This is a genomic window from Sporosarcina sp. P17b, assembly GCF_002743115.1.
Classification (GTDB): domain Bacteria; phylum Bacillota; class Bacilli; order Bacillales_A; family Planococcaceae; genus Sporosarcina; species Sporosarcina ureae_C.
Genome location: NZ_PDYP01000003.1, coordinates 222,370 through 236,495 on the forward strand (window position 1 = coordinate 222,370; position 14,126 = coordinate 236,495).

Below are 14,126 nucleotides of genomic sequence, written 5' to 3' on the forward strand. Positions count from 1 at the left end.
TGTCGGTTTTGATGGTTAAAGGACCTTATTTTCCCATTAATAATCCTGTATAATGAATAGAGTATTTAAAAGGAGGTCTACCTATATGAAGAATAAATTAGTTGGGTTGCTAGCAGTTTTATTAGTTTTTGCAGCAACACCATTTCATGCGCAGGCTGCCACACAGTTCTCTGACGTAGATAAGCATTGGGCGAAAACAGAAATTATGTATCTAGCTGACCGTAATATTATAGGCGGTTTTCCAGATGGCACGTTTAAGCCAAATGATCCTATTACACGCGCTCAGGCATCTTCCATGCTCATTAAAGCATTGAAAATTCCTCTGGTGAAAAATCCTACTGGCCAGTTTAAGGACGTCTCGAAAAAGTCCGCATATTATCAGATCCTTGCAACGGTGAGTGAAAAAGGAATTATGAAGGGTGACAATGGTTTCATGCGTCCTGGTGAAGATACTTCACGCGCGCACATGGCCGCGATTATACGCCGTTCGTTTAAAATACCCACAGACAACCAAGCAACATTTGTTGACGTATCGCCAACGCATTGGTCATTCCCTGATATTAATGGAATTGCAAAAAAAGGAATTACGGGCGGTTCTGAAGGTAAATACATGCCTGCAGACTCGGTCACAAGATCCCAATTTGCTGCATTTTTAGTACGTGCTTTGGATGACTCGATGAAACTCAAAGACTACCATTCGTATGTTAGTGTTAAAGGAAAGACAGTTGAACAGAATGGCTTCTTATATACAATTGCCAAAGACAAGGAGTCTACGAAGCTATTTAAAGAAAACAAAAAGGCTGGAACACGTTCAGCCATTTTGGATAGTGCGACAATGCCGGATAACGGTATAAATCGCGAGCTCTTAATGTCCGGTTACCAGATGGTTCTATATAATGACGAAATCTTCATTCCCTATTGGAACCTAATCAATGCAAGTAGTAAAATGCCTGCTGGTTACAATGTAGTAAAATTAAACGTGAATGACTGGAGCTACACAATTGGTAGTATTCCACTTGACCAGAAGTTTCGTAACATGTTCATCTTGAATGACCGTATCTACTATACTCTTGAAAAGAACAAGGATCGTGTTTTTGATTCCAAGTTCTATCCTACTAAGCCAATGGATGATCCGTTGACATTGTATTCGGTCACTATGGACGGCAAAAACAAGAAAACGTTGTTGAACTTCGATGCTCGTGTGATATTCGATGAAGTAGAGGCTAATTCGAAAAGTAATCAAGTCAGCCAAAACAATAAATCAGTAGCATATGATTTATCTACAATGTATTATTTCAATAAAACAGGTGTTTATAAGTATAATTTGTTGGATAAGAAGACTAGTAAAGTTTCAAATGTACTAGCGAAAGACATGGAAGTTACGGCTACGCAGCTAGTTGTGACGGATCAGGCAGGCAAGAAACATCATTTGAAGAAATAAGTAAAAGCGGTACATCTCTATTTAGAGGTGTGCCGCTTTAAGATTATAAAGATAGTAATCAGTAAAGTGGACATACCGAATTAAGCATGACGTTTTTTCTCTCGAATGAAAATGGGCTTAGCTATCATCCTTACTAGCACTTGGCCGATGAAAAACAGAATAGCCGTTAGAAGTATAACGATATCCCGACCAAATGGCTTGAACCATCCTCCGTCTTCGTTGATGAAGTTCATAGCTAACACGAGCGAAATTACAGCTGTAATGATATTGATTAACAATACGTGACGGATTTTTACTGTACTTGATAATATACCAGTTATAATAATGAATACGATACAAGCCAATAGTAGATAAGTGGCTTCTTCGCGCTTTACATACTGACCATATTCATAAAAATGAAAGAAGAACGGTGCCGGTATCAAACTCGTAACAAACCATAGGATCTTTATGTGTCGCTTGTTCATAACATTATCTCCCTCTTAACCATACCAATAAATCCGCTTCATACCTTCACTATTAAAAGCCCGACATTCCTGCTGATATTACGAATGTAGTCCATAAAAACCCAAGTCCAATGGCTAAAATCGCAAGTGCTCTTAGTGAAATAAGTAAAGTAGTAAGTAATGTTTTTTCTTCAGGCCCTTTTATCTTTAATGTTTGAAGAATGAACGCAGTACCGGCGATTCCTACTGCAAAAGTAATTGCAACCCCTACCCAATACCAGGTTAACCCTCCACCCCAGTACGCCATTTTTTGAAATAAAATACTCATTAAAAATACACCCGAAGCGCATACAAACGCGAGCATCGTATACAATAGTTGTTTCTTTTCTCCCTGCATCACACGTATCCCCTTTCTATTCTATAGATAATCATACACGTTCTACGGTTTTTTTACCGGTACATATCCAACTTTCTCAACCAACTCTTGCCCTTGAGGTGACAGCATCCATTCTATAAATTTCTCTACATTCGGATTTTCCGTACCAGCCGTCACAACGTAAAATTCAGATGAAATTGGATACTCCTCATTGCGTATGGTCTCTTTGTTTGGTTCGACCCCATTGATTGCGAGCAATTTAATTTCATCATTCCCTACCATTTCTGTTGAGTAATAGCGGAACGTATAGCCAATGGCATTTTTATAGTTGCGATACTTCGATACTTCAGAAATTATCCCGCCCATACCCTCAGGCACATTTTCTTCCGGAGCATCCATAATCGGAATATCCCCCATCAACCTTTCCAAAGCCGTTTGACTACCACTGTCTTCCGGTCGCTGGAATGCACGAATCGGTTCGTTATTACCGCCCACCTCTTTCCAATCCGTTATTTTACCTGCATAGATATCTTGAATCTGCTTTAACTCTAAACTAGTAACGGGATTCTTTTGATTAACGAAGAAAACAAATGCTTCCCGACCAACCGGTGTTAATTTCAACTCAAGTCCCTTTTGTTTAGCTGTTTTCAATTGTGCATCGGAAGGTCCAGCCGCGAGTATCATATCCACTTCTCCGCTAAACAAATTATCATAAGCAACTGGCGTAGTATTGACCATCACTTCGCTATCGTACGGATTATATTCCTTTTCCGGATAGACAGCATGAACGAATGCAGCATACAAGGGATATAATGCAGTTGCCCCATCGATACGCGGCAGATTGTCTTCCAACGTTAATGTAGCCGCTTCATCTAATGACACTAACTTTGTTTCTCGACCCATAGAAAATGGCTCATAGTAAAATACATCTACTTCTGCATCCACAGTCGAGATACTTTCTTTATACAGATGCATGATGGGCCATACCGCAGCTCCCATCACGAATATACCTGCAATAATGCCGAACCACTTCTTCCGTTTTTTCGTATTGAAGTAATGGAATATCATCATGACAATCCAAATGTATAGAACAACCACACCAATCACGACTAACGGAATATAATGAATCAATCCCATAAACAGTAAATATAATAAACCTACGCCTGTGAAAAATAGAAAACCAATCAATAGTAGTACCGAAAATGCCATGGGTGCAATCATAACCATTCCCTCCTTTTATTTGCCACTCAACTCATCCAAACGATGCCACGCCTCATCCTCATCAAAGGAACTATACCAGCGATAATGTTCTTCATCCAAGATACGGAAATGTTGACTGATCAAGTTTTGCTGTAAACGGAAACGGCCTTTCGTTTCTAACTCGCGCCACCATACTTTCCCACCCATTGACTGGTCCATTCGGCGATCTATGCCATCATGGGCAATCGTTTCAAGCACTTCCAACGGGTCTCCGCCAACTACTGCCTGCAGTACATCACTTTCTCGAAACAATGCACAAACACCTATCACTGCAGTCCAACTGGCAGCTGCCCTACCCTTTTCAATTTGAATTAATGTCTTTTTTGAAAGTCCTAGTACATCAGCCATCTTTTGTTGGGAGTATTCCCTCTCCAATCGGACTACTCGTAACTTTAACGAAATCAGTTCTATTAATTGTTGTTGATTCACGAGATCACCCCATAGTTACATTTAATATCTATTGGTGTAATATTACACCACACATACTAAAAACGCAAATGAATTTTCTAAACTATCTGTTAACCCGCTAACTATCGATTCTTTCGTAAAATTATGATAAGATTTATTGACTTTGTGATTTAGTATAAGAAACGAGGACTTCTATGAAACAGCGTGAACAATGGACATCCAAGATTGGTTTTATCTTAGCTGCTGCTGGCAGTGCTATCGGATTAGGTGCAATCTGGAAGTTTCCTTATATGGCCGGAACAAACGGCGGCAGCGTGTTTGTGCTGTTATTTATCATTTGTACATTATTGATCGGACTACCGATTTTATTGGCTGAGTTTGTCATTGGACGAAGAGGACAGGCAGATGCCGTGACTTCTTTGAAAAAACTTTCAACAGGACGGAGTTGGGGATGGGTTGGATGGATGGGACTTGCATCGTCTTTCATCATCTTATCGTTTTATAGTGTCGTGGGTGGATGGATTCTATCCTATTTAGCACGAGCGTTTACATTTAAACTAGGCGGAATAGATTATGGTGATTTATTCAATACTACGATTGCCAACCCGTGGGAAGTATTACTAGCGCAAGCTTTGTTTATGGCATTGACGATCTTCATCGTTCAAAGCGGAATTCGTGGTGGAATTGAGCGAGCAAGTCGCTGGATTATGCCGCTACTATTCTTGTCTTTCATTGTATTGGCGATTCGTTCGTTAACACTGGATGGCGCAATGGAAGGTGTTCGGTTCTTATTCGTGCCAGATTGGAGTTATCTCAACGGAAAAACATTCCTTGTTGCGTTAGGACAAGCATTCTTTTCCCTCAGTGTCGGTGTAACGGCTATGATGACGTATGCTTCCTACCTTTCAAAAGAGGAAAAGCTTGGACAGTCTGCATTTAATGTCTCAATACTAAATATCGCGATTTCTATACTAGCAGGACTTGTGATTTTCCCAGCCGTATTCGCGTTAGGACACTCACCTGAGGCAGGCCCTGGTTTGATCTTCGTCATCCTACCGGCTATTTTCAATGAAATTCCGTTCGGTGGCGTATTCTTGATTATCTTCTTTTTCCTCATGCTGTTTGCGACATTGACTTCCGCCATTGCGATGCTCGAGATCGTAGTGTCTACAGGCATCCGTAAAAAGCATGACAGACGAAAACGTGCTTCCTGGGTATTCGGAGGACTAATCTTTTTAGTAGGAATCCCAAGCGCATTATCATTTGGTTTACTATCCGACGTGAGCATCTTCGGTAACTCCATTTTTGACTTCGCTGATTTGCTGACGAGTAGAATTGCGATGCCGCTTGGTGCGTTGGCTGTGTCTTTATTTGCTGGCTTTGTGCTGACGAAAGAGGATACGGCGGAAGAGTTAGGCATGAATCGCGCTCTTCACACGTTTTGGAAAGTGATCGTCCGCTACTTCGCCCCGATTGCAATTGTAATCATATTCTTCACTTGGATTTTAGGCATGTAAAAAGCACGCTGGAGAAACTCTCCGGCGTGCTTTTAGTTTGTGTATACTTATGAAAGCCAGTGGGCTATGAGCAGTTTTAAGGTGCCTATGAGCGGATATCCAGTGTCTATGAGCAGAGACGGTACTCGATAGAGCGGTCAACAGCTGTCATAGAGCACTTAAAGTTCCTGATAGAGCGCTCAGAGAGAATCAATGAGCCTGTGACGTCAGAAAAGTTCTAGTTTGGAACAAACGCATCCGACCGGAATACAGTGGAACGCTTCACTCACGCCAATCGTGTTTAGCAAGCTCAGATATGTTTCATAAGAGCTTCTACCACTAGCGTTAGTCCTGCCAAATCATCTTCAGAAAAACGATCCAGTTCAGGGCTGTCGATATCGAGCACACCTATTACTTCTCCATCTTTAATCATAGGCACGACAACTTCGGAACGGGATGCCGCGTCGCATGCAATATGGCCCGGGAATGCGTTGACGTCGGCTACAACAAGGCCTTCTTTCGTCTTCGCAACCGTTCCGCAAACTCCGCGGCCCAGTGGAATGCGGATACATGCAGGCAAGCCTTGGAATGGCCCCAGCACTAGTTCATCGCCATCCATCAAATAAAAACCTACCCAGTTAATCCGATCAAAGAATTGATTAAGTAGCGCAGATGCATTGCTTAAATTTGCGTACATATTTGGCTCTCCAGACACTAATGCGTCTAATTGCGTGGAAAGCTGTTTATATTTCTCTTGTAGATTGTTGGAATAGTCAATAGGTGTGTACATATGATTCCCTGCTTTCTGTGTATAGATCTACCTTTTATCATACACAGAATTACGTTGTGGGAAAAGTAATCGAACTTTATTACATACTTCTTATCAATCTAGTTTCACCTTCAATACCTCTCCGGTTACGGCATCTATTTTAACTTCATACTTATGCCCTTCCATAGTGCGGATATCTACTTCATAGATTAATATACCATCATCAAACTCTAGCTCAGATTTCACCACTTGCCCCGGTACTCTTTGCAATGCAATTTCATTCGCCTGCTCCATGGAAATTCTACGGTATTGAGGATGTTGCCAGTGATTCATCCAATATTCATTTTGCTGATTCAATTGATGATCCCTCCCATTTCTTCTTCGCTATCAATCTATGCCAAAGAGTGGGAAAGTGTTTCTCTACTACGTATGTCGTTTACGATAGAAAAACGGATTATTTCCGAGGAAACAATCCGTTTTTGTCAGGCGGTTTGCGCTGAAGAGTTTCTTTGTTTGTAACGCATCCAAATAATAAGTGGGATGAGCAGTAACGAGATATATGTTCCTAGGAAGCTCAGCATGGAAAAGCCCGAGAACGCAACGATAATTCCCGAAACCAAGCCACCGACTGTACCCGCTAGTGCAACAAACACATCGATCGTTCCTTGGATCTTCGCACGCGTCAACACATCAGTTGAATCGATTACAATTGCTGTTCCACTAATTAACCCGAAGTTCCAACCAACTCCGAGTAATATGAGTGCCACAGACATCCAGAGTATCGATCCTCCTGCTACATAGGCTGAAAGAATACCCGCGGTTGCAAGTGTCACACCGGAAGCAATCACCATAGCCGGACGTCCAATCCGGTCTACTAATACGCCTGTGAAAATCGATGGTAAGTACATCCCTGCAATATGAAGTCCAATAACTATGCCAATACCCGATATTTCCGCGCCGTGATGCTGCATATGAAGCGGTGTCATAGTCATAATGGCAACCATGACGCCGTGAGACAGAACGAGAACAATGGCTCCTATCCAAATCCCCATTCTGTTCGCCGTATGCTGCTGCATAAATTGTCCTTCACTGGATTCTCCTTGATTCTTTTGATTGGCCAATTCAATTTCACGTGCTACTAGTAGCGGATCGGGATTTAAAAACAGTAGGAAGGTCAAACCGGACAATAAATACGCGACACCGGCTAGTAAGAATACACCTGTCAATGAAGGAATACCGATAAAATCCGCCACGTATCCCATAGGTAATACGAGATTCGGTCCTGCGACCGCTCCGATTGTGGTCGAAACCAATGCTACACTGACTGCTGTAGCACGTTGCTTTTTATTGGCAAGATCTGTTCCTGCATAGCGCGCCTGTAAGTTCGAAGAAGTCCCCGCCCCATATATGAAAAGAAAAATAAATAAAATAGCCAAGCTTCCAGACATGGTGGCCAGAATAACACCAAATGCTCCAATTCCACCTGTAATAAAGCCAGCTCCCAAGCCGAATCTCCGGCCGTATCGCTGTGATAGTCTGCCCACTAGATAGGCTGAAAGAGCTGAACCGAATGTGGAAAGTGCAATCGGCATACCCGCCAGACTTTCGTTACCAGTCATCTCCTGTATGATCAAAGATCCTACTGTGATTCCTGCAGCGAGTCCTGCACCACTAAATATTTGGGATATGATCACGACAAGTAAAGATCGCTTGTAGAGTTGCTTCTGCGCTTCTTCAGAATTTACATAGTACGAATAGTCTTGTCGTCTTGACATGAAATTTCCCAGCTCCTTCTTTACGTCTATGCCATTTTGCTATGTATAAAGATAAATCTTTTTATGCTTTACTCATCTTATCACACCTAGACAAGTAGACGGCGAGAATTTATCTGAATATAAAAACAAGCAAGTCCAGGTGTAATGGACTTGCTTGTTTTGTTCTACTATTGCTTAAGATTAAATAAACGGTGCAATAAAAGTAGGATGATCAGAGAATTGTGCTATACGCTTTTCCCCTTCATGTACCCACTTTTCATCGTATACAATTGGACCGTCTTTGTCTTCAGGTGTTTGGAACTGATCGAGACCGACAGCTGCTAGAACCGGGCTATCATCGTCGTCTAATCCAATATTGACTACATGATTGATGATAAATGGCACGTCGAATTCGATCATGGCACTATCTTCATCGAGTTCACCGTCGATCACATGGAAAGGTATTCGCAAGTAGATGGTATCACTGCCGTCCTGATTCAGGATGGAGTCGAAGTTTCCTCTGTCGAAGTCCCAATTTCCACCCATTTGAATGTCATGTTCTGCGAGAATTTTAGTTGCATCTCCAAATAGTGATTTCTTTCCTGGTAGATTTGTTTTTAGTTCGATCATGGCTTGTCCTCTTTTCTATATCAGTTTTTCTTGTTGTTTGTCTAGTTGATAGTAGTTTTAAGAATACCCTAGTTAGCTGTTTGGCAAACTTCTAAAGGTAGTTGATTTTTAAAAGAAATAGAGGGATGGCATCGTCGTTTTTACACAAAAGAAAAGACTACCAAATACATAGGCAGTCTACTTTCTTTTATTTCATTAATTCCTGATACCGTCGCAAGCATTCTTCATACGCTTCTTGTACGGTTTCGGCTTGGATGACGTCTTCACCGGTTGTGGCAAAACGGGCCACGGAATGTTCGTATTGTGGGTCGTAGTAGTGGATCAGTAGTTGCTCCACGGCTTGTGCAAAGCGTCCATTTTCTAAATCTTCTTGGATCTGTGCGGCGATTGGTTGGTGGATCCGTTTGCGAATTCGGGCAAATGCTTCTAAGAATAGTTCCGGTTGTTTTTCGGGTTCGTATTCGGAGAGGATTTCTTCTACACGTACTTTGACCGGTAGTTGAATGATCCATTGAGGACTCTGCTCTTTTTTCTTAAACAGTAGTTCAGGCATATGCACTTGGCCTATGCGTTTGCTTTCGCCTTCGATGAAGATGAATGGTTCATTCGCATACTTTACTAGTTTATCTGCAACTAGTAATTCGAATTTCTTCTGATTGTTCGGTTGCACACCGATCTGTCCGAATATCGAACCGCGATGACCTGCCATTCCTTCTAAATCGATGACCGGACAACCGTCTTCCATCAGCTTGTGAAGAATCTTCGTCTTGCCGCTGCCAGTATAGCCGTTAAGTACAAGTAATTTAGGTGTGATAGGTTCTTGCAGTCGCGCAATAACCCACTGACGATACGTATGTATTCCGCCACTGATCCGACTTGAGCGGATTCCCATTAATTCAAGCACAGTCATTGCCGTTTTGCTTCGCATGCCGCCACGCCAGCAAAATACGGTAATCTGTGCATCAATCTTCCTGAATTCGTCAATGAAGTCAGGCAACTTCTTGGAGAAAATAGCTAGTCCATGATCCATTGCTGCTTCTTTGCCTACTTGTTTATAAAGCGTTCCTACTTCTGCACGTTCTTCATTTGTAAAGATTGGAATGTTGATACTACCTGGAATAGTAGCTTCTTCAAACTCTTTAGGCGTACGCACATCGACTAAAGTTTGTGAATGATTTTTTTGCAAGTCGAGCGCTTCCGCCAATGTAATGTCTCGTACCATGTGATTCCCCATCTCCTTGATTTACTGCACGATAATTCGACCGCTATGTTCATCGGTCACTTCCCCAATAATATGCGCATCGACTCCAGCTTCGCGTAATTGTGCATGCAGACGATCTGCTTCATCTCCTGCAACTGCTACAAGCAATCCACCAGAAGTTACCGCGTCACATAAAATCCATCTACCGACTTGATCCAATGATTCGGGGTATTCAACGATGTCCTCTATATGAGCAAAGTTGTTTTTCGTACCGCCTGGGACTGAGCCCGCTTCTGCAAGTTCTCTTGTACGCGGCAAAACAGGTACTTTCTCGTTATCAATACGTAAACAAACGCCACTACCTGTTGCCATTTCAGAAGCATGTCCAAGTAAACCGAAGCCTGTTACGTCTGTCGCGGCATGAATACTATATTCATCCATCACTTCTGACGCTGTTTTATTGAGTGTCGTCATCACTTTTGTCACGTGAATTTCCTCTTCTTCAGACAATAATCCGTTTTTCAAGGAAGTGGTCATGATTCCTACACCAATTGGTTTTGTTAGAATCAAACGATCTCCAGGCTTAGCACCAGCGTTTGTACGGATCTTGTCGGGATGCACCGTTCCAGTTACTTGCATACCGAATTTTGGTTCCTGATCATCAATTGAATGTCCGCCAACTAGTACTGCACCAGCTTCTTTCAATTTGTCTGCAGCGCCACGCAAGATTTCCGTTAGAATATTGCGATCGAGTGTATGAATGGGAAAGGCTACGATATTCAATGCTGTGATAGGTGTTCCACCCATTGCGTAGACGTCACTGATTGCATTCGCCGCTGCCACTTGTCCAAAATCATACGGATCATTAACAATCGGTGTGAAGAAATCAAGTGTCTGCACAATAGCAGTCGTATCATTTATTTTATAAACGCCGGCGTCGTCGCTCGTATCCAGTCCGACTAGTAAGTTGGGATCCGTTAGGCCAGGGGGTAATGTGCGTAGAACTTCAGCCAAATCAGCAGGCCCAATTTTACACCCACACCCTCCTTTTGAAGATAATGAAGTCAGTTTTACAGAAGAGTTTCGCATTACAGATATCAACCTTTCAATTTGTAGTCCCTTAATTTTACCATAGAGTTTGTATTCTAGAGTTGTTGAACACTTGAAATTCCTATTGACACACAAAGAGGCTGAGCGTAAATCGCACAGCCTCACTTAATTCATTTTATTACTTTACATAAAGTACTTGCCATTCATTATCATGTTTCTCTATACGCGTTCCTGTCCAACCAGTCAATAACAATTGCTGTTGTCGTTCGATATCCTGCATAGGAACTGCTTGCTGTTCGGACGTAGCTTCTTTGAAAGGCTTCTGCAAATCTCTGAATAAAATATAGCGTAGTTTATTGCCGTACTTAACTTGGAGTGCTTTGATTTGTAAATTAAGTGCAAATTTATCCTTTAAGCTCGGTATATTAAATGGTGCAACGGTTGTACAAATATAGCGATAATGCTCACTCTCGATGTGCTCCAATAGCCATTTGCCGAGAATCGTCTGTAATCCATGACCTCTAAAGGCTGGATCCACACAGGTGATTTCTGAGTACAGTACACTTGTCATTTCGTTTTGCGCTACACCTACGTCGATTCCTAAATGCTCGTCATCTTCACCAGGATCCAGCATAGCTCGGAACGCAATGAGGCGATCATCGACGTAGGCACCTGCCATCATGCCGTTACCGTGTAAAATATATAAAAATTCTTCTTCCGTTAGTGGTTGTAAGAATTCGGGTTGCTCGAGTACTGCCATGACCTGTTCTTGCAAAGCCAAAACTTCCGGTAGTTGATCTTCTGTAAGCAGTGAAAGTGAAGATTGTAACGTCATAGTGCCACCTTTTCTTTACGTACCGTCAATTCTTCTAGAGTTTGCTCGTCTACGTCAATTCCTAGCCCGGATTTTTCATTGAGTTCAATAAACGGTACGTCATAGCGTAGATTGCTGACATCTTTGCTGAATTTCAATGGCCCAGTCAATTCTACGCTTGTCATCGCTTTTTGTGAGAAAGCTACATGGAAACCTGCTGCAGAGCCAATGGATGACTCTACCATTGAGCCAACCTGACATTCGATTCCAGCCATTTCCGCCATATGTGCAAGTTTCATAGCAGGATACATACCCCCGCATTTCATTAGCTTGATATTCACTTTATCTGCTGCACGTTTTGCGATAATCTCACGCATATCACGCACACCGCGTAGTCCTTCATCTACCATTAGAGGCGTTGCAGTTTTCGATTTGATTTCTACCATCGCATCGATATCATCCGCTTTCACAGGTTGCTCGAGCCAGTCTAGTTCACAACTTTCCAATTGCTTCATCGCCTGTAATGTCGTCGCACTGTTGCTCCATCCTTGATTGACGTCAACACGAATTGCAATATCCTTACCTACACGCTCACGTACTGCTTGAATACGCTTGACGTCTTCCGTTGCGTTGGTACCTACCTTCATCTTCAATGAACCATAGCCCGCTTCTACACGTTCTGCGGCTTCTTGTGCCATATGTTCAGGAGACGCGATACTTAACACATGCGTAATCGGAAACTTCTCATGATAGCGTCCACCGAGAAGATTATAGGCTGGGATACTATATGCTTTTCCTACTACATCAAAACAAGCTATATCCAGTGCAGCTTTTGCAGTAGGTACACCGTAGATTGCCTGATCCATTATTTCATGAATTCTACCAAAGCAGCTCGGATCTTCTCCAAGTAAAATAGGGGCGAGCGTGTGTTGGAGTACAGCAAATGTACCTTCCCAACTTTCTCCTGTTACATGGTCGTCCGCCACTGCTTCACCGTAGCCGACATGTCCGGTATCTGTCGTCATCTTCACGATAATAGATGGCATGTCATCGTAAGACGCGTAGCTAATCACAAATGGTTCGTGGAGAGGCAATCTAATCGCGAATATTTCAATTTCAGTTATTTTCATTATATATTCTTCCTTTCCTATTTGCATTCTTTCATTCGTATTGTATGATTGTCGTTAAATAGTCGTTAATGAAAGAGGAGGTATCTATATGAAGGTTACCATTGCATTGATTGGGTCACAAGAGTTTTGCCAACAAGCGGAAACTATTGTGTTGCCTCAAAACATCCGCATCGATTGTTATCAATACCGTAATCCTTCAGAAGCACCGAGTTTGCTCGACACGATGAAGCCTTGTCATGCGATTCTGTTTTCTGGATCCTTGCCATATGAGGCATCTGAGCATGTTCTTAAGACCATCTCCGTTCCTGTACTTTATCTTCAACAAAATGAACATACTATCGCTGTTACATTATTATACCTTGCTTCAGAAAAGAATTTAGCAATTTACGATATTTCTATCGATATAAAAGATCGTTCTCATATCGAACATATTTTGCGTGACCTCGACACTTTATCGCCCAGTAAGAAACCCGCTATACATGAATTGCAGAGGAACAGTGATTTACAAGCGATTGTAAACTTTCACGTGGAACACTTCAGAAGCGGGCAATCTAAAATGGCAGTGACCAGTGTGCATGCCGTCTATGACCAACTAAAAGCAGCAGGGATTCCCGCTTTTCGTATGCTTGATCCCGTCAGTAATACTTTACGTGCACTTGAACAAGCTGCACACCAAGCAAGTCTTGAAAGAAGTAAAGCAACTAAAATCGCAGTCGGATTATTGAAAGTACATAATAAGAAGAAATTTTCTCATGAAACAGTAGTGAAACTAGCTAATTACTTACAGGCAAAGTGGTCGGAAAGTGAAGGTTTCTACTACTTCTATACTTCGCTAGGTACTGTGGAGTTCGTGTTGGCACTGGAATCATTCGTTCTCTTTATCAACTCTATACCCGAAGCTTCTTTATCTTTTGGATTGGGTCAAACTATTGTAGAAGCTAGCGACAATGCGTGGAGTGCGCTGCAACTCGGTTCAAACGAAGGCATTTTTATGCTAGATGAACATAAACAGCTTCACGGACCGTTGCCTTCTACAAACATCTCCATCGCCATGAAGCTCGAAGAACCAAAGTTACTAGCAATTAGCAAGAAGACTACTCTCAGTCCTGCAGTCATTTCCAAGATCATTCAGTTCAATCAATTCAGACAATCCACTTCTTTTACTGCACATGATCTCGCCGGGTATTTAGCCGTTTCAAGAAGAACCGCAGAACGGACGATCAAGAAATTGATGGATCATCAATTCATACAGGCAGTTGGTGAAGAAATGACATATTCGCAAGGCCGCCCCCGTGCTCTATATGAAATGAAACTCCCCCACCCATAACGAAAGAAAAGCCGTAGAAATAATCTC

15 protein-coding genes are annotated in these 14,126 nt (G+C 42.2%); 3 read left to right on the forward strand and 12 right to left on the reverse strand.

Features of this window, described 5'->3' with window-relative positions:
- The first annotated feature begins 85 nt into the window (after positions 1–85).
- A complete protein-coding gene (locus tag CSV76_RS05125; RefSeq protein ID WP_158232738.1) occupies positions 86–1,441 on the forward strand; it encodes an S-layer homology domain-containing protein in 1,356 nt (451 codons plus the stop codon).
- Positions 1,442–1,521: 80 nt separating this feature from the next.
- Here the strand turns inward: CSV76_RS05125 and CSV76_RS05130 are convergent, their stop codons facing one another.
- The 4 genes from CSV76_RS05130 to CSV76_RS05145 are packed head-to-tail and all read right to left on the reverse strand — an operon-like array spanning position 1,522 to position 3,949.
- A complete protein-coding gene (locus CSV76_RS05130) occupies positions 1,522–1,905 on the reverse strand; it encodes a hypothetical protein (protein ID WP_099624891.1) in 384 nt (127 codons plus the stop codon).
- A 52-nt stretch (positions 1,906–1,957) separates the two neighbouring features.
- Entirely contained in the window at positions 1,958–2,281 is a 324-nt protein-coding gene (locus tag CSV76_RS05135) for a hypothetical protein (RefSeq protein WP_099624892.1), read from the reverse strand.
- Positions 2,282–2,323: 42 nt separating this feature from the next.
- Positions 2,324–3,481 (reverse strand): substrate-binding domain-containing protein, encoded by a 1,158-nt coding sequence (locus CSV76_RS05140; RefSeq protein ID WP_099624893.1) that lies wholly within the window; start codon positions 3,479–3,481, stop codon positions 2,324–2,326.
- A 15-nt stretch (positions 3,482–3,496) separates the two neighbouring features.
- A complete protein-coding gene (locus CSV76_RS05145) occupies positions 3,497–3,949 on the reverse strand; it encodes a helix-turn-helix transcriptional regulator (protein WP_085427597.1) in 453 nt (150 codons plus the stop codon).
- 173 nt (positions 3,950–4,122) lie between these two features.
- Between CSV76_RS05145 and CSV76_RS05150 the strand changes: the two genes are divergently transcribed.
- Positions 4,123–5,445: a sodium-dependent transporter gene (locus tag CSV76_RS05150; protein WP_099624894.1), complete on the forward strand. Its 1,323-nt coding sequence runs from the start codon at positions 4,123–4,125 to the stop codon at positions 5,443–5,445.
- A 289-nt stretch (positions 5,446–5,734) separates the two neighbouring features.
- On the opposite strand, the gene CSV76_RS05155 is transcribed toward CSV76_RS05150, so the two are convergent.
- The 8 genes from CSV76_RS05155 to CSV76_RS05190 all read right to left on the reverse strand — a co-directional run bounded on the left by CSV76_RS05155 (position 5,735) and on the right by CSV76_RS05190 (position 12,772).
- Positions 5,735–6,214: a GAF domain-containing protein gene (locus tag CSV76_RS05155; protein ID WP_085427599.1), complete on the reverse strand. Its 480-nt coding sequence runs from the start codon at positions 6,212–6,214 to the stop codon at positions 5,735–5,737.
- Between the two features lie 93 nt (positions 6,215–6,307).
- On the reverse strand, positions 6,308–6,550 hold the full coding sequence (locus CSV76_RS05160) for a PepSY domain-containing protein (protein ID WP_232319502.1): 243 nt from the start codon (positions 6,548–6,550) through the stop codon (positions 6,308–6,310).
- A 125-nt stretch (positions 6,551–6,675) separates the two neighbouring features.
- On the reverse strand, positions 6,676–7,968 hold the full coding sequence (locus tag CSV76_RS05165; protein ID WP_085427600.1) for an MFS transporter: 1,293 nt from the start codon (positions 7,966–7,968) through the stop codon (positions 6,676–6,678).
- A 180-nt stretch (positions 7,969–8,148) separates the two neighbouring features.
- Positions 8,149–8,577 (reverse strand): YugN family protein, encoded by a 429-nt coding sequence (locus CSV76_RS05170; RefSeq protein WP_085427601.1) that lies wholly within the window; start codon positions 8,575–8,577, stop codon positions 8,149–8,151.
- Between the two features lie 187 nt (positions 8,578–8,764).
- Positions 8,765–9,799 carry a tRNA 2-selenouridine(34) synthase MnmH gene (gene mnmH / locus CSV76_RS05175; protein ID WP_099624895.1) on the reverse strand — a complete coding sequence of 345 codons (1,035 nt, stop codon included), beginning with the start codon at positions 9,797–9,799 and terminating at the stop codon, positions 8,765–8,767.
- 21 nt (positions 9,800–9,820) lie between these two features.
- Positions 9,821–10,867, reverse strand: a complete 1,047-nt coding sequence (gene selD, locus CSV76_RS05180) for a selenide, water dikinase SelD (RefSeq protein ID WP_099624896.1) — start codon at positions 10,865–10,867, stop codon at positions 9,821–9,823.
- Between the two features lie 139 nt (positions 10,868–11,006).
- Positions 11,007–11,663, reverse strand: a complete 657-nt coding sequence (locus tag CSV76_RS05185) for a GNAT family N-acetyltransferase (RefSeq protein ID WP_099624897.1) — start codon at positions 11,661–11,663, stop codon at positions 11,007–11,009.
- Positions 11,660–12,772, reverse strand: a complete 1,113-nt coding sequence (locus tag CSV76_RS05190; protein WP_099624898.1) for a mandelate racemase/muconate lactonizing enzyme family protein — start codon at positions 12,770–12,772, stop codon at positions 11,660–11,662. The genes CSV76_RS05185 and CSV76_RS05190 overlap by 4 nt, the downstream gene beginning before the upstream one ends.
- 88 nt (positions 12,773–12,860) lie before the next feature.
- Here CSV76_RS05190 and CSV76_RS05195 point away from each other — a divergent pair, with 88 nt between their 5' ends.
- A complete protein-coding gene (locus tag CSV76_RS05195; RefSeq protein ID WP_085427606.1) occupies positions 12,861–14,099 on the forward strand; it encodes an HTH domain-containing protein in 1,239 nt (412 codons plus the stop codon).
- Positions 14,100–14,126 lie beyond the last annotated feature (27 nt).